The organism is Paenibacillus sp. FSL L8-0158, from assembly GCF_038592965.1.
Taxonomy (GTDB): Bacteria; Bacillota; Bacilli; order Paenibacillales; family Paenibacillaceae; genus Paenibacillus; species Paenibacillus polymyxa_D.
Genome location: NZ_CP151949.1, coordinates 1,869,759 through 1,894,027, shown reverse-complemented (window position 1 = coordinate 1,894,027; position 24,269 = coordinate 1,869,759). Strand labels below are relative to the sequence as shown.

The window sequence follows — 24,269 nt, the reverse complement described above, 5'->3', positions numbered from 1 at the left end:
GTAAATATGAAACAGAGGGAGTTATTTCCATGCAATTCAATTTTGCGCATTTCCGATTTTATGTTATTGCACTGATCGCAGTGCTCATGCTTACCAGCTGCACCTCAAATAATGCTGCAACTACAGTCCAAACAAATTCTGATGTAGACAATGCGACTCATAGTACAACAGTTGTAGACAAAGAAAGTCAGCCTGTTCTACCCGTCACAGAGTCGCTGGCTCATACCGTTACCTCGGATAAGGATCTTGTGGCTCTTACCATTCCCGCTGGCTGGCGTAAATTTAAACAGGGACAACTGGATTCGGTGCTTAGTGTTTGTGACAAAGAAAAAAAGAACGTAGGTCTGGTTTTCCGTGTCCCCAAGTCAGCTTTTGCAAATAATATGACGCTCGACGAATTCGTACAGCAACGTGAAGAAATCTCCGCATTGGGCCTAGAAAACTTTAAGGCTGTGGATACTACCCCAATCCAGATTGATTCCACAACCGCCAGAACAGCCGATTATAGCGGGAAATACAATGGCCAACAGGTCTATTACTTCAGTGCCATGTTAGAGAGTAAGCAGCACTATCTTCAAGTATTAATCTATTCAAGGGGAGGCTCAGCAGTAGAACAACATCACGAATTTGCAACTATAGCCAGCTCCTTGAAAGTCTTAAGCGACTCACAAGTTAAGCCAGGCCTTCGCTCAACAACTATTTTGAAAACATTTAAAAGTGAAGATGCCAAGCAACAAATTCGTCTCCCTTATATATGGAAGACTGGTTTAATTCTTAATCCAGATGCGCTAATTCAAGCCTGGTATGAAAAAAACGATGCATACATGACGATCATCAAGGATTGGAAATCCGAACTGCCGTATGAGAAATCCTCAATGATCACATTAAAAGATTACGCTGAGTTTTCAGCTCAATTAGTACTCAAAAGGTCTGGAAAAGGGATTATTTCGACGGGACCAGTAAAGGTCAATATAAACGGGAATCAAGGCTTGCAATACGAAGTATGGGTAGAGAGTGATAAAGTAAAAATTGTATATTTAATCACTTATTTGGAACATTCCGACTCATTCTCTCAAATTATTTTTTGGACGAGAGCTGATTATTACGACAATCAAAAATCTGAATTTCAAAGATACACCAAAACATACAGAGAAGAAGAAATATAGACATGATAAGATCCGCCAAACACTTAGGAATCTTTGTGTTAAGCGGATTTTGTCTATATGACTATCACAGCTTGAAATTCTAAAAGCTTCCCCTTGTTTAGATAGGAGATGTTACTGTACATCCTTTTATTTTTTGTGGGCTAATAAGAGATTAACTATGGTATCCAGCTGGAGCTCCAATGAATAAGGGTCTTCCATCACAAACTCATCCCCTTTATCGCTAAATGAACCGTACATATAAACCTGTCCTTTTTTTACAGCCGGAAGGCCTTTCCATAGCTCACTATGCAGAATCTGATTAGCCCCCTCATCTTCTGAGCCGTATACAAAGATGTGATCTCCCATATACTCGGGTAAAACCTCAAGTGAGATATTTTCAAATCCTTCTTTCATATTCAATGCCTTCTTGGTAGGTGGCAGCTTTAGCATCTGATAAATGGTCGGACTTCCGTAATTGCCGCCTTTCGCTGCCAAAACATATATCGATTTATTGGCGACTTGTACAATTGAAACCGTCTCTCCGTCTTTAACGATACCTTGAATTTTCGTTCTGGCCTCTGCAGCTTTCTTCTCATATTCAGTAATCCACTGTTCGGCTTCTTTCTGCTTGCCAAAGATTTCGCTGATTCTGCGGAATTTATCCAGTGGCCCAGCTGTAGATTCGCCCTCCCAATACGGCAGGAACACAGTCGTCCCTACCTTTTGATAGCTGTCGATGTTCTTTTCGATTGAACCGATAATTAAATCCGGTTGCAGAACGGTCAGTTCCTCTAAATCCATAGGAAAATCACCGAGATCCTTGATTCCGTCCAACTTCTCTTTGGGATATCCCGATTTATTAATCCAACCCTCATTCAGCATATAGCTTCTGACCCCTACCGGAATAATCCCCAGTTTCAAAAGATGACCCATATACTGATCCGATGCCACTCGTTTCGGGTTTGCAGGTACTTCCACATCGCCTTTTAATGTCTTAACCGTTCTTGTCTGCGCTTGCACTGCCGCTTGTCCATCGCTGTTGGATGTTGTCGCTGTATGATTAGCCTTCGTTTGCGAGCTTCCATTTGTATTCGTCGGAGCCGAGCAAGCTCCCAGCATCAGTGATAAACACAGCATAATCATCATGGCCGTTATTTTGACTCTTCCGTGCATGAATAAATCCCCTTCCGCATGATACCGATATTGATAATCAATATCAGTATAACGTGTGAAAGATGTCCGCTGAAGGGCATATTTTAGCATTGTTTGGGGCATATCCTGATCTTGCTTCTGGGCAGAATGCTCCCGCTCCTTTTTGAATCGTACGGGAGATAGTCCCTTAAATTTCTTGAAGCTGCGACTTAACGAATGGGCATCTGGATATCCCACACGCTCTGCGATCTCCTGTAAAGTGGCGTCCGTCTGCATTAGCAGTTCTGCCGCTCGTTCTGCTCTTACTTGGCCCAAGTAGTGAATCGGACTGGTATGCATTTTATTTTTGAACAACCTGGATAAATGTCCAGTACTGCATTCTAGCTCCTCCGCAATGGACTCAAGTGTCATAGGTCGGCTAAAATGTTCACGAATATAGACTACAGCCTGCGATACAAGGTCTGGCTTAAGAGGTTCGATGCCCTGCCAATACAACTGCTGCAACAACTCGTATACAAATTGATGAAACAAGGCTTTAACATGCAGTTTGCCAAGTCCAGAAGCTTCACGCCATTCTTGCTCCAACAGCTTCACTTTCTCGTACAGGGGCAGCGGGTAATGAGGTGCGAAAGCATACTGATTCTGAAAAGGATTTTCCTTTTCCAGCAATTGTGCAATCTCTTTGCGACCAGGCAGGGCAAGCGTCGCCTTGTACAAAATGATGTAATATTCAAGCACCTCCTCCGCCAGGATACTTAGGCACATTCCTTTTCCACCATGCAGTACATGGAAACGCTCTACCCTGTGAATACTGTTATCCAACCGTACTCGTGCGTTTCCACGCACGGCATACAAGAACGCACTGGCAGGAAGTCGATAGGTTCGAAGCTCCTCCCCTTTTTCGATCTTCTTATGACGAACATCTATCACCTGTATAAAAACATGATTCCACAGCAAAATGTGATCGTTCAACTTCATTACTACCGCTCATCCCCCATCCAAACCGTTCCTTCAGTTCTTATTCCGCCCTGTTAGAATTAAATTCATTATAATTGATAATCATTCTCACAAGCAATCGAATATATCCAACTTCCTCTGAACAGTTTAAAACCATTAATTATGTATGTATATTTCAAAATATAAGTAAAAAAGCCCTGCAAAAGGGCTATCTTTCTGCGGTTCATTCTACTGTCGTTTAAAGCTCTACCTGTATGACTATGTTCCAAATCGTTTGCGGTACCCGCATTTTCGGCATAACTCTTCTACCGCTTCTCTTTTGGAGAACCCGAAGTACAGACGGTTTGCACGCTCCCCTTCCACAATGTCGGAAAAAGATTGCTCATGCACGTTACCTAAATTAATGACACCTTCTCCATCCAGGCAGCAAGGGACCACCGTTCCATCCACCAATACCGCCGCCTGGCTACGGAGTGCATGGCAAAAGCCTTTTCCGTCATCTTCTGGGGCACTGAGGCTCGGCCATTCAAATTCGTGGTCCTGATTTAAATAAACGTTTGGTGCGATTTTGACCCCACTACCCGGTATCACCTTTTCCTCAATCCGATAGTCCAGTCCAAACTCTTGCTCCAGTCGTTCAAGTGTTTCCCGGTTGCGCTGACGCTGCACATTAGTCAAATTATCTTCAGTCAAGTTCCAGAGACGGAACGAAATAATGACATTGTGTTTCACCGCTTCTCTTACAAACGTGAAAATATTGCCCAAATATCCTTCTCGATCCACGGAGCCTTCATGTCCGTCAAAACTATGGAGAGAGAAGTTCATCTGACGCAGCGCTGGCTGCCCAAGCAGCTTATGTCCGGTCTTCGGCAGCAAGGTACCATTAGTGGTAATATTGACCTTCAAGCCTTTCTCATGAGCACTTTCCAGCAAAAGATCAATTTTCGGATGGAGTAACGGCTCTCCTTTTACATGCAAATAGATATAATCTGTATGTGGTTTGACCTGATCAAGCACATTTCGAAAGACTTCCGGATCAACAAATTTTTTGACACGCTGTGTTTGAGGACAAAAGCTGCATGCGAGATTGCAAATGCTCGTTATCTCAATGTATACCTTTTTAAAAGTTTTCAACATGATTTCCCCATTCTAGCCTTCATCTAGAGCATTTTGTTTATGCTCACTAATCTTATGATTATAACGGGTTATCACCTACAGGTAAACTCTCCAGTCTCCCCCTTGGTGTGGGCATCAAATGCTCGACACATACGCCTATCCAAGATTTGTTTGATATTTTCTATTGACCCTAGGTCTGACCTAAGGTTTATAGTGGAGTTATTCAAATATCAGTAAGGAGTCCTCTCATTGAAAGAACACATTACGATCAGCCAGCTTGCTCAGCTTATGAATGTATCTGTACATCAACTGCGATATTTTGAAGAAAAGGGAATCCTCTATCCATCACATACTGAAGAAAATCAATATCGGATGTACGGGCTTCATGAGATTTATCAGCTTTCTCATATTTTATTACTACGTAAATTAAATGTACCTGTCGGTCAGATTCAAGAATGTATGACTTTCTATGCTGCCGATGATTATAACCAGCTTTTAGAGCATTCGTTGCAAAAGGTACAAGCTGAAATAGCTAACTTAAAGATGCATGAACAGTTTATTCACAAAGTGTTAGAAGAATATAATAATCGGACCCAGCAGGGCGATGAGTATCAAATCAAACGATTAGGCCCCCGTCATTTAAAGCTATGGTTTGCATTGGAGAATGGTCAAGAGTTCACTGCCGGAAACCTATTTGAACACCGCCCTGCCCCACCTCAATTATTTGAAAATGACCTGCATTACTTGTCTGATGCTGGACAGTTGAAGCTATGTTATGAAACGGCGGAAGTGGCTGACTATATTCTGGAAGAAGGCAACTATCTTTATAAGCATTTTTCCGTCATTGATGAACCTGAGATTGATTATGAAATCAAACAAATGGAACGATATGTAGCTCTTCACCAATATAACTGCCAAAGCAAGATTGTTCTAGTAGAAAAATCTTATCTTTCGATGTTCGACAACAACAAGCTACAATATGAAATTCAAGTCAAAGTAGAATAATCTTGGAGGGCGCTAAATGAGTGCAAAATCCTTTGACATTGTTGCATACCAGAAACAAGATCATGAAGCTGTTTGCAGTCTTTTAGTCGAATCGTTTAAAGCAAAATTCCAATCTCTTGTTACACTGGAGGATCAAGCTATACAGCAGTTGTTAATGCAGGTTTGGGTTCAAAATCCTTATTCCACATCTACGAAACAATTTGTAGCCAAAGAAAACGAAGAAGTTATCGGTGTTCTTTCCCTTAAATGGAAACCCTCCTACTCTTCACTTCCTGAAACAAACCCCATTTCTTTGACTCCGCTCCTAAAACAGTTTGGTTGTTTCAATGTATTTAAATTTTTGGCAGGTATGCATGCGCTAGAGTATACCCCCGCTGCAGATGAGTGTTACATTGATCATTTGGCGATTCGTTCAAGTCATCGTAATCAGGGAATAGGACGCCATCTTCTAGCTTTCGCACAGCAATTTTCGGTTGAATCTGGTTTTCATGCATTGACGCTTCACGTAGCGCATAAGAACCAAGGGGCTATCCGTTTGTATCACCAACTGGCGTTTGAAGTAGAACAATCCAAATATAATGGGTTACGGCATTTTTGGTTCAAGGAGCCTGTATGGCATCTAATGAGTTGGAAAGAGAACCTGCATTCGAGGAGAGAGCATCATTGAAAAAAGCATTCAAGCTAACTTTTGGTACTGCGACAGCTCTGGCTGTTGCATTGATACTCATTGTTCTGTATCAAAATTCCTACAAGATGACAGAAGAAAAAATACAAATCACGACACCTAAAGGGCTGTTAACAGGTACATTAGCTTTGCCTAAGAACTACTCGGGAAAGGTTGGATTGGTTGTTTTTGTCCATGGGGATGGTCCTATTAATGACACATATGATGATGGATACAAACCACTGTGGGAAAAGTTCGCTTCCAAGGGTTATGCCTCTCTGTCACTGAATAAGCCCGGTATTAACAGCGCTCCTGGCAATTGGCTCGGCCAAAGCATGGAGGACCGCGCACAGGAGATCCGATATGCAATAGACTGGGCAAGAAGTTTACCTATGATCGATAAGCAAAAAATCGGCCTATGGGGAGCCAGTCAAGCAGGCTGGGCCATTCCAAAGATCGTTAAAGAGGAGCATGATATTGCATTCAGCATCCTTGTATCGCCTGCCGTGAACTGGATTTCCCAAGAACAATTTAATACCAGAAAAGAACTGGAGCGAGAAGGAGTTACTCCGCAAGAAATTCAAAAGACATTGAACTACGATCAAGAGATTCTACAGTTACTGAAAAAACAGGCTTCTTATGAAGAATATCTAAGCATAGCCGATCCTGACGATATGATTTCCAAAGAAAGATGGAGCTTTATACGCAAAAATTTTCTGTCTGATTCCACCGAAGAATTAAGTCACTTCCATTCTCCTGTACTCTTGGTTCTGGCTGGCAAAGATATTAATGTTGATATAAAGGATACCGAGCGAGTCTATCGCCAGAAAATCCCCGCAGAGCTGCTATCCGTGATTCATTTACCTGAAGCCGACCACTCCATGATGGATGAAAAAATCGCGCGTTCAAAATCTCTAACTTTTTTAACAGCCGTATTCGCCCCAAGAAAATTGGTAAATGACGAGTATCTCAAAATTCTTGCCGATTATGTCAGTCAGCGTTAAACACTAATGAAAACCCCATAAATGGGCAGCCCTTGTCTGCAAATAACTAGTCCTTGCACTCGTGAACAATGGGTTGCAATTCAAAAAAGACGTCTATTTCCTGTAGGATCTGTTTTCTGTGCATTCAGTTACGCGCTAATTCAACTCATAACTGTTCTCCGTTAGACTGGGAATAGATCTATAAACAACAAAAAAACGGCATCTCTGCCGTTTTTTCTAAAAAGATGGACTCTCAGGGACTCGAACCCTGGACCAATTGATTAAGAGTCAACTGCTCTACCAACTGAGCTAAGAGTCCATAATAAAAGTTTGGTGGAGCCTAGGGGGATCGAACCCCTGACCTCATCGCTGCCAGCGATGCGCTCTCCCAGCTGAGCTAAGGCCCCATCATAAGCAAGTTTTATCAACGTTTCAAGCGACTTCTATATCATATAAAATATTTAACCCTGTGTCAATAGTTTTATAAAAAAATAAATTTCTCCCTTCATGGCCCAGAAAAGATACAGTCAGCGATCAGTCGCTGGCTGTATCTTTAGATAACAGTGTTTTCAGTTCCTTCATAAACATATTGATGTCTTTAAACTGACGATAGACGGACGCAAAACGTACGTAGGCGACTTCATCCACTGGGTAAAGCTGTTCCATGACCAGCTCACCAATCTGCTGGCTATCCACTTCTGTGGCTGCTGTGTTGCGAATAGCGTTCTCCACCTGGGATACGATCATATCCAGTTGCTCGACGGATACTGGACGCTTCTCGCAGGCTCGAATGAGACCGCGCAGCATTTTATCACGACTAAACTCTTCACGGCTGCCGTCTTTTTTGATGACCATGAGTGGGGTTTCCTCCACCATTTCAAAGGTGGTAAAACGCCTGGCACACTGCTCACATTCACGGCGGCGACGGATGGACTTGTTATCATTCGCAGGTCGCGAATCCAACACTTTCGTGCCATTATAGGCACAATACGGACATTTCATAATCTCACCACTTTCTTTTTCCAATAAATTCCCGAAGACTTTTAGTAATAATTTTGTCAAAACGGATCATAATATGTTTACCATATCGCGAGGAGGTGAACAACAATGGCACAAGGAAACAATGGCAACTCCAACAATCTGGTAGTCAGCAGATCCTCCGGCGCTCTGGAGCAAATGAAATTTGAAATCGCTCAAGAGTTGGGTATCAGCATTCCTCAAGATGGATACCAAGGTAACATGACTTCCTATGAGAACGGTTCGATCGGGGGCTACATCACAAAACGCCTCGTAACGATCGCCGAACAACAATTGGCAGGTCAATTCCAATAATCGCGGTAATAATGCAAAAATAACAAGAAAAAGTGTCTGGATGGGCTGGTAAAAACAGCCTGTCCAACGCTTTTTTCATTTTAAAGCGAAAAGCTCATCATGTCATTAACTTTGAATTAAAAATCATTATAAATTTTCGTGTATTGCCTGTAGTAATAAATGACCCGCTGTACATAATGTCGTGTCTCACCAAAAGGGATTTGCTTGATGGACTCTTCCTTTCCATCCCACACTCCCTTATCGAGCCACTCTTGAACTTTACCCGGCCCTGCATTGTAAGCAGCTACAATTGCTACAGGATTATCCTGAAACTTTATGGATAGGTTATGCAAATACCAGGTTCCCAGCTCAATATTAGTGCCAGGCTCGTGCTTGACACTGTCCAGCGGAACCTTTTGAATCTGGGCGCTGTCCATAATCCAATTTGCCGTATTCGGCATAATCTGCATCAGCCCTAGCGCCCCCTTATGTGACTGCTTGCTGGTTTTAAAATTGGTTTCTACACGGATAATAGACGCCACCAAAAATGGATCTACTTCATACGTCTGTGAATACTGCCGAATCTCATCCTTATATTGAATCGGATAAAACCAGGACATCCAATTTGAATTAAGGAATAGAATCAGGACAAACCCGACAAACAAAATAAGCAGGACTCTTTTCTTTCGCAAAATATTCATGCAAGTCCCTTCCGCTGCCAAAATTGATCAATTTGTCGCTTCGTCTCAGTCTGTGTTCCGCTATTATCAATAACGATATCGGCCAAGCTTTTCTTTTGCTCAATATCCATCTGTGCGGACAGCCGAAGTCCGGCTTCCTTCTCCGTCAGACCGTCTCTGAGCATCAGACGCTGGAGCTGAATATCACGTGGTACGTACACAACCATAATTTCCTCGTACAAGCTCTCAAGCCCCGACTCGTACAGTAACGGGATATCTGCCAAAACAAGCTTGTCCGGCTGTTCTCGTTCAAATGCTTCCATGCGCATACGCATTTCCTCACGAATAGCAGGATGTGTAATATCGTTAAGTGCCTGCCGCTGGGCAGGATCTCCGAATACAATCTCTCCCAGTTTTTTGCGATGCAGAGTTCCGTCACTATTCACTATAGCTTGTCCAAAATGCTGTATGACCGCCGCCAGCACCGGATGCCCCGGAAGCATCACTTCCCGGGCAATGGCATCTGCGTCGATCAGCAGCGCACCTTTGGCGACCAAAAGAGCCGACACGGTGCTTTTTCCGGTAGCAATACCTCCGGTTAATCCGATATTCATGCTCTTTCACCTCATAACAGCTTCAATATGCCCATCATAATCAGTAATAATGCCGGCAATACACCCAGCGCCTTCATAAATCGAAATGCTGATAGAAAGAAACCTGCCTTCATCCCTGCAATCAAAAATGTTCCACTGAATAACGTAATAGCCAGCGCAGTAGACAGTGGTTGAAAACCAAGCATAGCTGCCCCGAGTCCCGCTCCGAACGCATCGACCGATAATGCAATACCTAGCCAAACCGCTTCGGTAGCAGATATACTGCCGGAACGGTCCATATCCGCAGCAGACGGGCTTCGAAGAATCCGAATAACAAGCCCCCATTTGCGAAACTCCAGAGAAAATACTGTTCGTTCCTGCTGCTCCACAGAAGCTTCTGCCGACAGATCTTTTCTTGAGTTGGGGAAAGACTCGGTATCAGCATTCTCTACACCCTCCTTCTCCCCAAGAACAGATCTGCTCGCTGGATCAGTCTGTTCTGTAAGAAGCAGACCCCGAGAGGCCTCCACTGAATCCTCCGGCAAATCCTCTTTGCGATGCAGAGCTTGAAACAAAGAGTAACAGCCAATACAGATCAGGATGACAGCGCCGAAAACGGTCGTATATACAGGAGACAGGACACGAGATAGTAATGCGCCCAATTGCATGGATATGCCGATCACCAAACCTGAGCATATGGAGATGATAGCAATCGACAACAATGGAATTTTCATTTTGCGCAGACCATATGTAACACCGACTCCGAAACTGTCCAAACTTAGCGCAAATGCCAGTAACAGCAGGGCTCCCCAATGATTAGCCACTCCAATTCCCTCCCATTGCGAAGGCAGGGCCTTATAACAACCGAAACCCTCCGCAGTATTGGTACTTGGAACAATATATGAGAGGGATGGGCTTGGGGTGACTGTGCCTGTTTAGCGCAGAGGCTGGCAGACCGGACAATGATGTGTACCACGTCCAGCTACGACAGATTTTTCGATCAATGTACCACAGTTAATGCAAGGCTTCGCGTTACGTCCATAGATTTGCAATTGATGCTGGAAGTCGCCTGTTTTTCCCTGTCCATTAACGAACGATTTAATGGACGAGCCTCCAACCTGAATGGACGCACCTAGCGTGGAGACAATCGCCTCATGCAAGACATGAAATTGACTATCCGTTAGGCTTTTGGCTGACTGCGCTGGATGAATTCCCGCCTTAAACAACGATTCATCTACATAGATATTCCCGATGCCCACCACATATGACTGATTTAACAGCGCTGCCTTGATCGAAGTCGAACGAGTTCCAACAGCATCACGCAGCATTTCTGGTGTAAAGGCCTCGTCCATCGGTTCCAAACCAAGTTTGTTCAGCGGTTTTTCCAGCAAATCCTGTCCTGCCGGAAATAAGTGCATCGTGCCAAACTGGCGCACATCCTGATAACGCAACTCCGTACCATCTTTAAAATGAAAGATGACATGGGTATGCTTTTCCACAGGATCATGTTGCGAATATAATCCATATCGCCCTTCCATTCGAAGATGGGAGACCAGAACCAGCCCGTCCAACAAAATTCGCAGAAACTTTCCGCGTCTCTCTACCCCTGTAATCCGGTGATCAGCCAATTCCATGGCAAAAGCGTGGATATCATCGGGCCGTTGAATGATCCGCGGCAGATTCACGGTGACATGATCTATATGTTTATCAACGATAAGCTCGTTTAGCGTTCGTTTAATTGTTTCTACTTCCGGTAATTCCGGCATGATGTCTTCACCTCACCCTATATTATAACGGAAGCAGCGTCAAATTGGGACTATCTACTCATTGAAATATCTTACTTGGCCTCATACCAATTGCTGCCATAGCTTACTTCGGCTTTGAGCGGAACAGCCAGCTTTAATGCAGCTTCCATGGTAGCAGGGACAAGCTCTTTCATCGTTTCCATTTCCTCAGGCGGAACCTCGAATACAAGCTCATCATGTACTTGGAGCAGCATTCTGCTACGAAGATTACGTTCACGTAGCGCCTTATCCATCTGTACCATCGCCAACTTGATAATATCGGCTGCGGTGCCTTGAATCGGCGTATTCATCGCTGTACGCTCCGCGAATGAACGCAGGTTGAAATTGCTGGCGTTAATCTCCGGCAAATAGCGTCTGCGTTCCAACAGCGTTTTTACGTAGCCGTCCCGCTTCGCATCCTTCACAATATCATCCATGTAACGGCGAACGCCTTGGAACACATCAAAATACTGGTCGATAAAGCGAGCCGCTTCCTTCCGCGTAATATTCAAATTTTGTGACAGACCATAATCACTGATCCCGTAGACAATCCCAAAGTTGACTGCCTTCGCAGAACGCCGCATATTGGAGTCCACATCTTCCGCTGCTACACCGAACACATCGGATGCGGTCTTGGTGTGAATGTCCATATCGTGGACAAAGGCTTCCTTCAAACGTTCATCATCCGAAATATCAGCCAGCACCCGCAGCTCAATCTGAGAGTAGTCTGCCGCCAAAATAGACCAGCCCGGTTCGGACGGAACAAATACTTTGCGGATTTTGCGACCTTCTTCAAGACGAATCGGAATGTTTTGCAAATTCGGAAATTGACTGCTCAAGCGTCCAGTTGCTGCAACTGTCTGCCGGAAATACGTATGCACCTTACCCGTTTTTTCCGAAATTTCTTTCAGCAATCCTTCAACATACGTCGATTGGAGTTTGGCAATAGTACGGTACTGTAAAATGTTTTGTACAATATCATGATAGGGGGCCAGCTTTTCCAATACCTCCGCATCGGTCGAGTACCCCGTTTTCGTCTTTTTAATGACAGGTAAACCCAGTTTATCAAACAAAATCTCACCCAACTGCTTGGGCGAATTCAGATTGAACTCTACTCCAGCAATGCTGTAGATCTCGTTCACCAATGTTGCGATCTGGGCTTCAAATTCTTTACCCAAAGCGCGCAGTTCCTCTACGTTCACCAAAATGCCCTGCTTCTCCATATCCGCCAAAATGCGGGACAACGGCATCTCCAGCTCATGAAACAGCTTGTGCATTTCCGTTTTCTCCAGCTCAGCCTGCTGCACAGGCACCAAGGCTTCAATCACCGCTGCCTTACGCGCCACATGATCAGACAGTACATCCACGTCAGGAACTTTATATTTAGCTCCTTTACCGAACACTTCTTCGTCAGGACGGATCGAAGACAAGCCATATTTGGCTGCCAATCCGCTCAATGTCTGGTTTGCATCGGTTGGGTCCAGCAAGTACCCTGCCAATTGCACATCAAACTCGGCACCTGCAAACTCAATTCCATGCCAGTGTAAAGCCAAATCCGTACGATGCAGATCATGACCGCGTTTTTTGCGTCCAGGGTCAGCAAGCCAATCGCGAATAGGTGTAGCTGTATCGCTTTGCAGTACATCCAGTGTCATAAAAAACTGCTGTCCCGTTGCGGCAAATATCAGACCTACGATGTCAGCATGATGCGGATTATCACCATGCGTTTCAACATGCAGCACATCCACATGATCCAACACTTCTACCAATTCGCTAATCCGCTGCTCATCCAGCACTGTTACGTCAGCCGCGGCTTCCTCGACGTCTACCCCAGTACTGCCAACCTCCCCTGAAAAAGATAAACGCTCCAGCAAGGACTTGAACTCCAGCTTCGCCAGAGCTGGGCCGGCCGTTTCTGCTTGCAGCCCGCCGAAGGCCACATCTTCCAGCTGCTTGTCCAACGTTACATCCCGGTAAATGGTCGCCAAATCTTTGCTCATTCGCGCATCGTCAGCATGTGTCTCTACGCGTTCTTTCATTTTGCCCTTCAGCTCATTCGTGTGCGCCAGCACTTCTTCGACTGAACCGTATTGATGCAACAGCTTGAGCGCTGTTTTTTCACCTACGCCAGGAATACCAGGAATATTGTCCGACGTATCGCCCATCAGACCCTTAAGGTCAATAATTTGCAGCGGCTTCAGGCCATATCGTTCCTGAATTTGCTCAGGTCCATACGTCTCCACCTCAGTAACCCCTTTGCGGGTTAAGCCGACTGTGACATGGTCTGAAGCCAATTGAAGCATATCCTTGTCCCCGGTCACGACTAGCACATTGAAGCCGGCTTCGTCCGCTGTCTTGGAAAGGGTGCCTATAATATCGTCCGCCTCATAGCCATCCAATTCAAACTGGGCAATGCCGAAAGCGGTCAATAGCTCTTTCAGCAACGGAAATTGCTGAGACAGCTCTGGCGGGGTTTTCTCCCGTCCACCTTTGTAATCCTCGTATCCTTTATGGCGAAACGTTATTTTACCGGCATCGAAGGCAACCAGCATATGTGTTGGTTTGTGCTCCTCCAAGAGCCGCAATAACATCGTCGTAAATCCGTACACCGCGTTCGTCTGCTGCCCGCTCGAATTCGTTAACGGTGGCATAGCAAAAAACGCCCGGTAAATGATACTGTTACCATCTATAAGCATGAGTTTATCCATTTAGCACCTCGCAAGTTCTTCAATGCATTCGTAACGTTCTTACGTTTTACGCATTCCTCTTCCTATCTTAACATACAAGACTCCTTTTTCAGAAAAAAACGGCTGCTTCCTAACCAAATTTGCCTTTTGCTCAAAGACAAGTCTGGGTCAGAAACAACCGCTATATACCTGAAAGCTCTACTGGTTCAAATCTGGTCTCTCCCCTGTCACGAGATATACAGTGCTTTCACCGATATTCGTAGCATGGTCACCAATTCGTTCAATGTATCGTCCTACAAGCAACTGCAGCATGGCTTGTGAAGCCTCTGCCGGCTTTTCTACCATGAAGGCGTACAGATCGCTGATCATGTGACTATACATGGAATCCACACGATCATCCTCTTTGGCCATTTTGTAGGCCAGATCTGTATTTTCATCCAAATAGGATTTGATCGCATCATCTATCATTTCTTTAACAATGGAAGCCATGTGCGGAATATCCACCAGCGGCTTAATGATCTGCTGCCCTTCCAGGCGAAGGGTCACCTTGGCAATATCAAGCGCCAAATCGCCCATTCGTTCCAGATCACTGGAAATTTTAAATGCAACAATGATTCGGCGCAAATCCTTCGCTACCGGCTGCTGGGTAATAATGAGTTTGGAACCCATATCGAGAATATTCTCTTCCAGCGTATTGAGGGATGCATCATTTTTGACCACCTGCTGAGCCAATTCTGTATTTTTGGTCTGCAAGCATTCAATGGCCTGATCGAGCGCCTTCGAAACGTGTGCACCCATTTCGCGCAGTACGGCTCTCAGTTCATCTAACCCTTCATCAAAACCTTTTCTACGTATCATTTCGAAGTCACCCCTTCTGGCATATTCATCTGGTAGGCTTTAGCCAAATCGCCCTGAAATATAATCTTCCGTACGTGAATCCTGCGGCGTGGAAAACATCGTCTCTGTATCCGCTGCTTCCACCACAACACCATTCAAAAAGAACGCAGTTCGACCGGACACACGCGCTGCCTGATGCATGTTATGCGTCACCATGACAATAGTATATGTGTCTCTCAATTCCTGAACCAGTTCTTCAATTTTCATCGTGGAGATCGGATCCAGCGCAGATGTCGCCTCGTCCATAAGCAAAATATCTGGTTGTACAGCAAGCGCCCGGGCAATGCACAACCGCTGCTGTTGTCCACCGGACAAGCTCAGAGCAGAACGCTTCAAAAAGTCCTTGACCTCTTCCCAGAGTGCCGCCTGCCGCAGGCTTTGCTCGACCAATTCGTCCAACTTGTCCTTTTGCCGAACTCCATGCAGACGCGGGCCGTAGGCCACATTATCATAAATCGATTTGGGAAACGGGTTAGGCTGTTGAAAAACCATTCCCACCTGCTTACGCAGAGTTTCTACTTCCATAGTATCGCCGTATATATCCTGACCTGCGATACTCACAGTGCCTTCAATACGCGTTCCCGGTATCATGTCATTCATCCGGTTCAGCGTACGCAGCAGGGTCGATTTGCCGCAGCCGGACGGGCCGATAAAGGCAGTTACCGTTTTTTCAGGAATATCGAGGTTTATATGTTTCAGCGCGTGAAATTTCTCATAATATAAATTCAGCTTATCAATCCGGATTACGGAATCATTCATGGATTTATGATCTCCTTCGTGTTGCAGTTATGATCCTCAAGCATTGCACCTGATTTGCACAATATGAAGATTATATAAGCTGTGTGTAAATTTAGTGTGGTGGATTTGTTAACGGTATGTAAAATGATCAAGAACTTAGCATGAGCTCAAGCTCCTGCGCAATTTCGGCTGCATTCAAAGCCGCTTCCTCTGCGGAACGGGACATTTCGCTGTTTTTGGCTTCAATTTCATCGACAGCCTGCAGTAGTTTGGCAAAAGTTTGTGTTCCGGCAGAAATATATTGAGAGCCTGTATGAATCTGCTGCATACTCGTATCCGTCAATTCAGCGGTGTCACGCAGCATTTGCTCGATATGGGTGAGTAAGCCTGTAATCTGCGTGGAAAAGGCTTTCGTCTGGAGTGACATATTCCGCACCTCCTGAGACACAATCTGGAAACCTCGCCCGTGTTCGCCAGCATGCGCCGCTTCAATGGACGCATTGATCGCCAGCAGTCCGCTGTGATCTGCCAGTGCACGAATGGACGAGGCCATGCCCGCAATGTCATTCAGCGATTGCGTCAACGCCGTCATTTGCTCATGCTGGCGCTTCATTTGCTCCGTGACCGCACGATAGGAGAGCAAAACATCCTCCAGTTCTACTTTGCCACGGCGGGATAATTCACTCATTGAGCGGGTTAGCCGCACACTGTCATCGGCCTCTTTAGCTGCATCCAGCACAGTCAGCTGAATACGCTGGACTCCGTCATAGCTATGCCGAATCACATCACCCCGCTCTTCGTCCGCTTCTCTTTGCATTCGCTGCACGACGGACAGAATATCACGAATCGTGAGTACGCCGAGTAACCGTGTTCCTTCCTTAATCAACACACAGTCGTAAAAACGTTGATCTTCGCGCAGCATCGCCAGTTCCACAATGTCCGATGCCCGGCTTTTCAGATCCACAATTAATGTATCGGGGTCGGCAAATAGGGCCGCAGGCTTGTCATAGAACAACGCCGCAGCAAATCTGCCCGTAAAATGGCGATTGTACGCATCTCTCATAATAATGCCCAATGGAAGATCATTTTTATCCACAACAATGACACAAGGTACATCTTCCTGTGTTTTCATAAGGGCTAACAGTTCTTTACAAGACATATCCGTACCAATGATCGGAACCTCCCGGCATGGCACATAGGTAGTAATCGACTTGTATGCTTCACGTTCAATCAAGGCAGTGGAACTCGGCTGGGTCTTTGGTTCCGTTATCATCGTTCTGAAGTCCCCTTTTTTTTAACTAACTTGGAGTGACGGAAACATCATATCGGTCATTTGTTGATTCTAGCGACTGGTTTTGTTAATGAAATGTAAAATCACAAAATGGACACAAAGGTCTCCGGACACTGCCCTGAATAAAGAAAAACGCTCCTCATTTATAATAAATGAGAAGCGCTTCTTTTTTTATTTACAACCAGCTTGTACCCCACTCCACGGATCGAATCAATATGAACCGAGTCGGGATCAAGCTCCAGCTTTTTGCGTAAGGAACTGACGTGCACATCCACGGTCCGTTGCCCGCCAATGTAGTCAAAACCCCAAACAGCATTCATCAGATCATCCCGGGTCAATACCACGCCCGGCTTGCGGGACAAATAAAGAAGCACCTCAAATTCCTTTGGTCTGAGGCTGATGGACTGACCTCCAAGAATGACTTCATATTTTTCAGGGTAAATCTCCAGCTCGCCCAATTGAATTTTGGAGCTATCTTTCTGATCAGACAACACTCCTTCATCCCCGCCGGAAGTTCTTCGCAGCACAGCCGTTACGCGGGCCAACAGCTCAGAAACGCCAAAAGGCTTCGTGATGTAATCATCCGCACCCGACTTCAGCCCTTGGACAACCTCGGCTTCACCGTTTTTGGCCGTTAAGATAATGATAGGTGTCGTCAGCCCCTGATGGCGAAGTCTGCTCAGAATGTCCAGTCCGTTCATTCCCGGCAGCATCAAATCCAGCAGGATCAAATCGTAGGACTCTCTGGATGCTTTCTCAAACCCCGCACTGCCATGATCCTCCGTATCCACTTCAAAGCCTTCTTGTATCAAATTGTAGGATAGCAATCTGGCAAGCGTTGGTTCATCCTCAATAACCAGCAAGCGTTGTCCCATAAATAACTTCATCTCCTGTTTACCTGTTAAAGGCGCATTGGTCAAAATCCTGAAACCTTTTCCATACTCATGCGACACCCGTTTATTTTATCACGGCATTGTTAACAGAATGTAAAAAATGTTCTAGTTCATTCTTCCTGTTGCAATAGCGGTAATTCAACTGTAAATGTGGTACCCAATCCAAGCTCACTTTCCACCGAAAGTATGCCATGATGCAAATCGACCAAGTGTTTGACGATCGACAATCCCAGCCCCGTTCCGCCAGAGTTACGCGAGCGTCCTTTGTCCACCCTGTAAAAGCGCTCAAAGATACGTGGCAGGTCCTTCTTCGGAATTCCAATACCTGTATCACTGACTGTAAATACGACCTTTTCGGTGTCATTCTCCCGCTGTATTGTTAAAACTTTAATCTTTACCTTGCCACCATCAAGTGTATAGTTGATGCCATTAGACAAAAGGTTCAGGAAAATCTGCTGAAGCTTATCTTCATCTGCCTCCATAAACAGCTCATCCGGGATATCCATGTGTAGCGTAATCCTTTTTTTGGCAGCTACATTGTTCAGTTTTTCCAGCAATGATTCTATGAACGACGAAACGTGCACCGGCGAGCAATCCAGCGGGGAACGCTTGGACTCAATTTTGGACAGCTCCAGAATATCACCGATTAGTCGATTCAATCGTTCGCTTTCATCATATATAATTTGCAAAAATGAACGGGCCGTCTCCTCATCTTTAACCCCGCCACCGAGCAGCGTCTCGGCAAAACCCTTGACTGCGGCAATCGGCGTTTTTAGCTCGTGAGAAACGTTAGCCACAAATTCGCTCCGCATATTTTCCAACCGTCGAATAGCCGTAATATCCTGTAAAAGGAACAGCATCCCCCGGTATCCGCCCTCATCCTCATACATCGGAACACCGTCCAGCAACACGAGTCTCTCCTCGGGATTGTACAAATGAACCTCACCATGCAGCCTTTCTCGGCTTTGTATGCTGCCCTCAATTAGCTTTGTGAGCTCATAGTGCTTCTTCAGCTCATGATACGGCTTATCCTTCACCCGTTTACCCACGACACCGAGCATTCGCTCAGACTCACGGTTTACAAGCGCAATACACTCACTTGCATCAATCATTAGAATCCCGCCTGTCATATTACTCATGACACTCTGGAGCAGATCCTCATTGTCACGTATCGTTTTCATTTGGTTTTGGAGACTGTCAGCCATACGATTAATGGCTTCACCCAGTTGCCCTACCTCGTCCCGGCGCTGTACACCGACTCTTGCGTCATAATCCAGTCCTGATATACGGTTGGCTACCCCAGTAATATGTTCAATGGGCGAGGTGAGACTGCGAGCAATACGATAGCTTACCAGTCCAGCAGCAATAAACAACAATACTAGACCAATCCCGATGGCCGTCCAGCCGCGCTGTACTCCCTCTTCCACCGCTTTCAGACTCATGGACAAACGGATATATCCATCAAAGCCCTTGTCCGATACAACAGGCTCTGCAACGTATAGCATGTTCCGCTGCAAGGTTTCGCTGTAACGAATCGTGCGTCCGATTTTCTCTGTTGAGGCTTGCTGAATTTCTTCACGAGATGCGTGGTTTTCCATCTTACGCGGATCGCTTAATGAATCACCAACCACCGTCCCGTCCTTGCGAATGAAGGTCACCCGCGATTCCGTCAGACGAGCAATTTCCTTGGCCTTTTGAGAATAATAAGAGACATAATCCGTGCTGGACAGGACATCTGCATTAACAAAAGGAAATGTAGCGCGAAGCAGATCGATCTCCCGTCCCATGTTCTCCTCTAGCACCTTCATATTCGAATTTTTAAAAATTTGTCCCATAGTAATTCCAGCAGCAAGGACAGATACGCCAATCAAAATCAGCATGATCAGGGTAAGCCTGAAACGAAACGATTTCATAAAATATGCCCATCCTTTATGTAAGTTAAGTCTCATTCTACAGGCTACCTTCATTATGTTCCACTGTGAAAAGTAAAAAGGCCAGGGCATAATGCAGCCCTAACCTTTCCCTTGTCTTTTTATCCGTTTATAACTTCACCGCCGTTGATATGAATAACCTGCCCGCTTACATAAGAAGAATCATCTGAAGCAAGGTACACATAGGCTGGCGCCAATTCTTCCGGCTGACCCGGACGCTTCATTGGCTGCGCTCCTCCAAACTCGCTAACCGTCTTGGCATCAAATGTAGACGGGATTAACGGTGTCCAGATCGGCCCTGGTGCTACAGCATTCACCCGAATGCCTTGATCCGCCAAATTGAGTGAAAGGGAACGTGTAAAGGATGTGATTGCCCCTTTGGTCGATGAATAATCAATGAGTGTCTTGTTCCCCGCGTACGCGGTAATCGATGTTGTGTTGACGATCGTGCTCCCTTTCTTCAAATGCGGCAATGCTGCTTGCGTCAGGAAGAACATACCGAAAATATTCGTTCGGAACGTGCGCTCTAACTGTTCTTTAGTGATATCCTCCAGCTTTTGCTGTGGATGCTGCTCCGCTGCATTGTTCACAACGATGTCGAGCTTGCCCAGTTCGTTAACTGTCTGTTGAACCGCTTTTTTGGCAAATTGATCATCTCCGATATCGCCAGGAATTAACACGCATTTGCGTCCCTCCTGTTCCACCTGACGTTTTGTTTCTTCCGCATCCTTATGCTCATTCAAGTAGATGATGGCTACGTCCGCACCTTCTTTGGCATACGTGACAGCTACAGCCCGACCAATTCCACTGTCCCCACCAGTAATAAGCGCAACTTTACCTGTTAGCTTGCCAGCGGCTTTGTAAGTTGGTTTTTCAAACTGGGGTGCAGGCGACATTTTGGACTCAATCCCCGGTTGCTGGTCCTGATGCTGTGGGGGCAAAGTTTGCTGAGGTTGATTACTTTTAGGCATTGTACATTCTCCCTTCAAAATCAGATATTTTTTAGGATGCAACATTTGCATCCACTCTACTCCTGAATTACCACACAAAGTTATTCGTTAAACGAAAAAAGAAAAATGTAGTGATTTGAGCGCATAAAAAAACGGTCTATGCTTATGCAGCACAGACCGTTTTTTCAATTTAGCATTTGTCATCATTCGTTTATAGACTCTCACTAAATACATAATTAAATAATATGGCTGTATACCATTAAAAACGTAATTAAAATTAGGAAGACGGCAAGCAGCGTACTGAACATTCGCATTTTGCCAGCATATTGCGTAATCGGCTGTTGGCTACGAATCGCTTCCAGTGACAGCCGTAACGGCTTACCCATGGCTCCCGCAATACCGGAAATGGCGAGAAACAACAGCAAAACAACAACAATCCATGCTACCGAATAAGAGCCCCAGGGAAAAATCATATAGATACCGCTAACAAGCACTAGGATCAGCGCAAATTGAGCCAAACGGTTCAATAGCTGAACAGCCGATATCGTTCCCTCCTGCACGCTAGGAGCCAATTTGTCGATTTTGCCCACAACGAAGGGGAGCAATAAATAAAAACCCATCGCCAGTGATCCAATAATGTGAATAAAAAACATTCTTTACAACCTCCACTTCTTTGTTTTCTTTCAAACTTTTTTTCCATAGAACGATCATATTCCAACGAATGACTACCATCTTTTCAGTGTTTTGGGACATGCTTTTCTATGTCAGGATTTTGCAAAGTCCTCATGTAACTATCAATGCATATAAACTCTATTATACCGGGGAAGTGAGTCAAAGCAAAGGAATATGGCGGGGAAAATTTCAGCTTGGGTGGTGCTGGGGAGAGGCTCCGCGAACAGAACGTTGCTACCATCGCTGTTGTCTCCGGATCTATATGAATATATTTTATAGGTATAAATCCGGAGACAAAGGCGAGCGCTTACGCTTGTCCGCAATCGTTCCGTTCGCTCCGCTGGTGCCAGCAAATCCAAACTGAAATTTTCAACATTAAAGGAAGAAAACGAATAGATTCCTGATATTTAAAAGAGGTGTCCCGCGGCCAAGACTATGGCTTAGGAACACCTCTTCAGGTAATAGTCACCGTTTTAGTAGAAAATTGAATCTATACGGTAACTATTCTAATCACACTGCAGACCGATTCGGCGGATTGATCGAGCGCTGCTTTTTCTTCGGCTGTCAATTCCAACTCGAACACTTTTTCGATGCCATTGCCGCCAAGAAGTGTCGGTACGCCAAGGAATAAATCCTGATAGCCGTACTCTCCCTCCAGGTAGGCAATGACCGGGATAATCCGTTTTTTATCTTTTACAATCGCTTCTGTCATCTGTGCAAGCGAAGCTGCCGGTGCATAATATGCGCTACCATTACCCAGCAGGTTGACGATCTCTCCGCCACCGCTACGTGTACGTTGTACGATCGCTTCGATACGTTCCTGCGAAATCAGGGTTTCGATAGGTATACCTCCAACGCTGGAATAGCGTACCAGGGGCACCATATCATCACCATGACCACCCATAACAAAGCCCCGTACGTCTTCGACGGAAACGTTCAGTTCTTGTGCAATAAAGGTACAATATCGCGCTGTATCCAGCACACCTGATTGGCCAATAACCCGATTTTTCGGGAAACCCAGCGTTTGGTAGGCAGTATAGGTCATAGCATCTACCGGATTGCTCAGAATAATGACGATAGAATCCGGCGCATACTTCTTCACGTTCTCACAAACGGATTTTACAATTCCTGCGTTCGTATTTACCAAATCATCACGGCTCATACCCGGCTTGCGTGCAATCCCGGCTGTAATAATGACGATATCCGAGTTTGCTGCATCCTCGTAATTGGAAGTGCCCATGATCTGGCTGTCAAATCCCTGTACCGGACCGGCCTCCAAAATATCAAGCGCCTTGCCTTTGGTCGGATTCTCTAGTTGCGGAATATCGATGAGTACGATATCACCTAGCTCCTTTTGAGCCAGCAGCAATGCGGTAGTGGCACCGGTAAAACCGGCGCCAACAATGGATATTTTTTTACGTTGAATGGACAAGTGGTATTCCCCTTCCTTACAGGTTACTAATAATGGTATCTGCGAACTCGGAGCATTTCACTTGTGTAGCACCATCCATCAGACGAGCAAAGTCATAAGTTACAATCTTCTTATTAATGGACGTCTCCAGCCCTTTGTAAATCAGGTCAGCCGCTTCTTGCCAACCCAAGTGTTCAAGCAACATTACGCCCGACAGAATTACGGAACCAGGGTTCACTACGTCTTTGTCGGCGTATTTTGGAGCTGTACCATGTGTAGCTTCAAAGATAGCATGCCCTGTTACATAGTTAATGTTCGCACCTGGCGCAATACCAATTCCACCAACTTGGGCAGCAAGAGCATCGGACAGATAGTCCCCGTTCAGGTTGAGCGTAGCAATCACATCAAATTCAGAAGGACGAGTCAGTACTTGCTGAAGTGCGATATCAGCAATCGCATCCTTGATAATGATTTTGCCTGCATCTTCAGCTGCTTTTTGAGCTGCATTGGCCGCATCCTCACCGTCTTTTTCCTTGATTACATCATATTGGGCCCAAGTAAATACTTTATCTGCAAATTCTTCCTCAGCCACTTCATAACCCCAATTTTTGAAGGCACCCTCGGTAAATTTCATAATGTTACCTTTGTGTACGAGCGTTACACTCTTGCGTCCGTGGTCAACAGCATACTGAATGGCTGCCCGTACCAGACGCTTTGAACCCTCGGAAGAAACTGGCTTAATGCCAATACCAGAGGTTTCAGGGAAACGGATTTTGTTCACACCCAGCTCTTGCTGGAGGAACTGAATAACCTTTTTCACGTCTTCGGACCCTTCAGCATACTCGATCCCCGCGTAGATATCTTCTGTGTTCTCACGGAAAATAACCATATCTACCAATTCAGGACGTTTCACTGGAGAAGGAACACCGTTAAAATAACGAACAGGACGCAGACATACGTATAAATCCAGTTCCTGACGCAATGCCACATTCAACGAACGGATACCACCGCCAATAGGTGTCGTAAGCGGACCTTTAATGGCTACAATATACTCACGGATGGCTTCCAAAGTATCGTTAGGAAGCCATTCGCCGTATGTATTGAAAGCTTTCTCACCAGCGAATACTTCATACCAGGCAATCTTTTTGCTGCCGTTATATGCTTTTTCTACAGCTGCGTCCAGTACGCGCTTGGAGGCTTTCCAGATATCGCGACCCGTGCCGTCACCTTCGATAAACGGAATTACCGGATGGTTCGGAACCTGTAGTTGACCGTTATCAATCGTAATTTTTTCGCCTTCAGTTGGGAGCTCAAACTTTTCAAATTTCGCCATAAGTTCCTTTTCCTCCTCAGATATGAATGGGTACAGGACGAAAGACATGATCTTTATCACAGACAAAAACGTACAT

22 protein-coding genes and 2 tRNA genes are annotated in these 24,269 nt (G+C 45.3%); 5 read left to right on the top strand and 19 right to left on the bottom strand.

The genetic code is table 11. From position 1 onward, the window contains the following. The first annotated feature begins 29 nt into the window (after positions 1 to 29). Positions 30 to 1,166, top strand: coding sequence for a hypothetical protein (locus NSQ68_RS08710; RefSeq protein WP_342428601.1), 1,137 nt, complete (start codon positions 30 to 32; stop codon positions 1,164 to 1,166). A gap of 126 nt (positions 1,167 to 1,292) precedes the next feature. Here the strand turns inward: NSQ68_RS08710 and NSQ68_RS08705 are convergent, their stop codons facing one another. Both NSQ68_RS08705 and NSQ68_RS08700 read right to left on the bottom strand, forming a co-directional pair. Further along, positions 1,293 to 3,275, bottom strand: a complete 1,983-nt coding sequence (locus NSQ68_RS08705; protein WP_342428600.1) for an AraC family transcriptional regulator — start codon at positions 3,273 to 3,275, stop codon at positions 1,293 to 1,295. Between the two features lie 237 nt (positions 3,276 to 3,512). Continuing rightward, a complete protein-coding gene (locus NSQ68_RS08700; RefSeq protein WP_342428599.1) occupies positions 3,513 to 4,391 on the bottom strand; it encodes a radical SAM/SPASM domain-containing protein in 879 nt (292 codons plus the stop codon). 228 nt (positions 4,392 to 4,619) lie between these two features. Here NSQ68_RS08700 and NSQ68_RS08695 point away from each other — a divergent pair, with 228 nt between their 5' ends. Genes NSQ68_RS08695 through NSQ68_RS08685 form a run of 3 tightly spaced genes read left to right on the top strand, consistent with a single transcriptional unit; the run spans position 4,620 to position 7,043 of the window. Further along, entirely contained in the window at positions 4,620 to 5,375 is a 756-nt protein-coding gene (locus NSQ68_RS08695; RefSeq protein WP_342428598.1) for a MerR family transcriptional regulator, read from the top strand. A 16-nt stretch (positions 5,376 to 5,391) separates the two neighbouring features. Next, complete coding sequence (locus tag NSQ68_RS08690; RefSeq protein ID WP_342428597.1) at positions 5,392 to 6,042, top strand: N-acetyltransferase; 651 nt, start codon at positions 5,392 to 5,394, stop codon at positions 6,040 to 6,042. After that, entirely contained in the window at positions 6,039 to 7,043 is a 1,005-nt protein-coding gene (locus NSQ68_RS08685; protein WP_342428596.1) for an alpha/beta hydrolase, read from the top strand. The genes NSQ68_RS08690 and NSQ68_RS08685 overlap by 4 nt, the downstream gene beginning before the upstream one ends. Before the next feature lie 225 nt (positions 7,044 to 7,268). Here the strand turns inward: NSQ68_RS08685 and NSQ68_RS08680 are convergent. From NSQ68_RS08680 to nrdR, 3 genes are all read right to left on the bottom strand, one after another. Beyond that, positions 7,269 to 7,341, bottom strand: a tRNA-Lys gene (locus NSQ68_RS08680). Positions 7,342 to 7,353: 12 nt separating this feature from the next. Continuing rightward, positions 7,354 to 7,429, bottom strand: a tRNA-Ala gene (locus NSQ68_RS08675). A gap of 127 nt (positions 7,430 to 7,556) precedes the next feature. Next, entirely contained in the window at positions 7,557 to 8,024 is a 468-nt protein-coding gene (nrdR, locus tag NSQ68_RS08670; protein ID WP_013309614.1) for a transcriptional regulator NrdR, read from the bottom strand. A gap of 105 nt (positions 8,025 to 8,129) precedes the next feature. On the opposite strand from nrdR, the gene NSQ68_RS08665 reads away from it, so the two are divergent. Continuing rightward, positions 8,130 to 8,354 (top strand): alpha/beta-type small acid-soluble spore protein, encoded by a 225-nt coding sequence (locus NSQ68_RS08665; RefSeq protein ID WP_307349325.1) that lies wholly within the window; start codon positions 8,130 to 8,132, stop codon positions 8,352 to 8,354. A gap of 116 nt (positions 8,355 to 8,470) precedes the next feature. On the opposite strand, the gene NSQ68_RS08660 is transcribed toward NSQ68_RS08665, so the two are convergent. The 14 genes from NSQ68_RS08660 to icd form a co-directional block, all read right to left on the bottom strand. Then, positions 8,471 to 9,034, bottom strand: a complete 564-nt coding sequence (locus NSQ68_RS08660; protein ID WP_029516633.1) for a lytic transglycosylase domain-containing protein — start codon at positions 9,032 to 9,034, stop codon at positions 8,471 to 8,473. Continuing rightward, on the bottom strand, positions 9,031 to 9,627 hold the full coding sequence (coaE, locus tag NSQ68_RS08655; protein ID WP_307349322.1) for a dephospho-CoA kinase: 597 nt from the start codon (positions 9,625 to 9,627) through the stop codon (positions 9,031 to 9,033). The genes NSQ68_RS08660 and coaE overlap by 4 nt, the downstream gene beginning before the upstream one ends. Before the next feature lie 11 nt (positions 9,628 to 9,638). Next, a complete protein-coding gene (locus NSQ68_RS08650) occupies positions 9,639 to 10,430 on the bottom strand; it encodes an MntP/YtaF family protein (protein WP_342428595.1) in 792 nt (263 codons plus the stop codon). A 111-nt stretch (positions 10,431 to 10,541) separates the two neighbouring features. After that, entirely contained in the window at positions 10,542 to 11,372 is an 831-nt protein-coding gene (mutM, locus tag NSQ68_RS08645; RefSeq protein ID WP_342428594.1) for a DNA-formamidopyrimidine glycosylase, read from the bottom strand. Between the two features lie 71 nt (positions 11,373 to 11,443). Beyond that, positions 11,444 to 14,098, bottom strand: a complete 2,655-nt coding sequence (gene polA / locus NSQ68_RS08640; RefSeq protein ID WP_342428593.1) for a DNA polymerase I — start codon at positions 14,096 to 14,098, stop codon at positions 11,444 to 11,446. Positions 14,099 to 14,275: 177 nt separating this feature from the next. Further along, positions 14,276 to 14,935: a phosphate signaling complex protein PhoU gene (gene phoU, locus NSQ68_RS08635; protein WP_025721993.1), complete on the bottom strand. Its 660-nt coding sequence runs from the start codon at positions 14,933 to 14,935 to the stop codon at positions 14,276 to 14,278. 39 nt (positions 14,936 to 14,974) lie between these two features. Continuing rightward, the gene (pstB, locus tag NSQ68_RS08630; protein WP_023987922.1) at positions 14,975 to 15,733 is read right to left on the bottom strand and encodes a phosphate ABC transporter ATP-binding protein PstB; all 759 of its coding nucleotides are present in this window, start codon (positions 15,731 to 15,733) and stop codon (positions 14,975 to 14,977) included. A gap of 127 nt (positions 15,734 to 15,860) precedes the next feature. Beyond that, the gene (locus NSQ68_RS08625; protein ID WP_342428592.1) at positions 15,861 to 16,985 is read right to left on the bottom strand and encodes a methyl-accepting chemotaxis protein; all 1,125 of its coding nucleotides are present in this window, start codon (positions 16,983 to 16,985) and stop codon (positions 15,861 to 15,863) included. 161 nt (positions 16,986 to 17,146) lie between these two features. Next, positions 17,147 to 17,878 carry a response regulator transcription factor gene (locus tag NSQ68_RS08620; RefSeq protein ID WP_013309604.1) on the bottom strand — a complete coding sequence of 244 codons (732 nt, stop codon included), beginning with the start codon at positions 17,876 to 17,878 and terminating at the stop codon, positions 17,147 to 17,149. A gap of 128 nt (positions 17,879 to 18,006) precedes the next feature. Continuing rightward, a complete protein-coding gene (locus NSQ68_RS08615; RefSeq protein WP_342428591.1) occupies positions 18,007 to 19,809 on the bottom strand; it encodes an ATP-binding protein in 1,803 nt (600 codons plus the stop codon). A 119-nt stretch (positions 19,810 to 19,928) separates the two neighbouring features. Beyond that, positions 19,929 to 20,798, bottom strand: coding sequence for an SDR family oxidoreductase (locus NSQ68_RS08610; protein WP_013309602.1), 870 nt, complete (start codon positions 20,796 to 20,798; stop codon positions 19,929 to 19,931). 215 nt (positions 20,799 to 21,013) lie between these two features. Beyond that, positions 21,014 to 21,430 carry a hypothetical protein gene (locus NSQ68_RS08605; protein WP_023987918.1) on the bottom strand — a complete coding sequence of 139 codons (417 nt, stop codon included), beginning with the start codon at positions 21,428 to 21,430 and terminating at the stop codon, positions 21,014 to 21,016. Between the two features lie 509 nt (positions 21,431 to 21,939). Next, positions 21,940 to 22,881 (bottom strand): malate dehydrogenase, encoded by a 942-nt coding sequence (gene mdh / locus NSQ68_RS08600; RefSeq protein ID WP_342428590.1) that lies wholly within the window; start codon positions 22,879 to 22,881, stop codon positions 21,940 to 21,942. 16 nt (positions 22,882 to 22,897) lie between these two features. Further along, positions 22,898 to 24,193, bottom strand: a complete 1,296-nt coding sequence (icd, locus tag NSQ68_RS08595; protein ID WP_023987916.1) for an NADP-dependent isocitrate dehydrogenase — start codon at positions 24,191 to 24,193, stop codon at positions 22,898 to 22,900. Between the last annotated feature and the right edge of the window lie 76 nt (positions 24,194 to 24,269).

Coding starts and splice junctions, on each gene's coding strand:
- NSQ68_RS08660 (WP_029516633.1), bottom strand. CDS start 9,034: ATGAATATTTTGCGAAAGAAAAGAGTCCTGCTTATTTTGTTTGTCGGG.
- NSQ68_RS08615 (WP_342428591.1), bottom strand. CDS start 19,809: ATGAAATCGTTTCGTTTCAGGCTTACCCTGATCATGCTGATTTTGATT.
- NSQ68_RS08710 (WP_342428601.1), top strand. CDS start 30: ATGCAATTCAATTTTGCGCATTTCCGATTTTATGTTATTGCACTGATC.
- NSQ68_RS08625 (WP_342428592.1), bottom strand. CDS start 16,985: ATGATAACGGAACCAAAGACCCAGCCGAGTTCCACTGCCTTGATTGAA.
- phoU (WP_025721993.1), bottom strand. CDS start 14,935: ATGATACGTAGAAAAGGTTTTGATGAAGGGTTAGATGAACTGAGAGCC.
- NSQ68_RS08605 (WP_023987918.1), bottom strand. CDS start 21,430: ATGTTTTTTATTCACATTATTGGATCACTGGCGATGGGTTTTTATTTA.
- NSQ68_RS08700 (WP_342428599.1), bottom strand. CDS start 4,391: ATGTTGAAAACTTTTAAAAAGGTATACATTGAGATAACGAGCATTTGC.
- NSQ68_RS08620 (WP_013309604.1), bottom strand. CDS start 17,878: ATGGGACAACGCTTGCTGGTTATTGAGGATGAACCAACGCTTGCCAGA.
- polA (WP_342428593.1), bottom strand. CDS start 14,098: ATGGATAAACTCATGCTTATAGATGGTAACAGTATCATTTACCGGGCG.
- NSQ68_RS08705 (WP_342428600.1), bottom strand. CDS start 3,275: ATGAAGTTGAACGATCACATTTTGCTGTGGAATCATGTTTTTATACAG.
- NSQ68_RS08690 (WP_342428597.1), top strand. CDS start 5,392: ATGAGTGCAAAATCCTTTGACATTGTTGCATACCAGAAACAAGATCAT.
- icd (WP_023987916.1), bottom strand. CDS start 24,193: ATGGCGAAATTTGAAAAGTTTGAGCTCCCAACTGAAGGCGAAAAAATT.
- NSQ68_RS08610 (WP_013309602.1), bottom strand. CDS start 20,798: ATGCCTAAAAGTAATCAACCTCAGCAAACTTTGCCCCCACAGCATCAG.
- NSQ68_RS08665 (WP_307349325.1), top strand. CDS start 8,130: ATGGCACAAGGAAACAATGGCAACTCCAACAATCTGGTAGTCAGCAGA.
- nrdR (WP_013309614.1), bottom strand. CDS start 8,024: ATGAAATGTCCGTATTGTGCCTATAATGGCACGAAAGTGTTGGATTCG.
- mutM (WP_342428594.1), bottom strand. CDS start 11,372: ATGCCGGAATTACCGGAAGTAGAAACAATTAAACGAACGCTAAACGAG.
- pstB (WP_023987922.1), bottom strand. CDS start 15,733: ATGAATGATTCCGTAATCCGGATTGATAAGCTGAATTTATATTATGAG.
- coaE (WP_307349322.1), bottom strand. CDS start 9,627: ATGAATATCGGATTAACCGGAGGTATTGCTACCGGAAAAAGCACCGTG.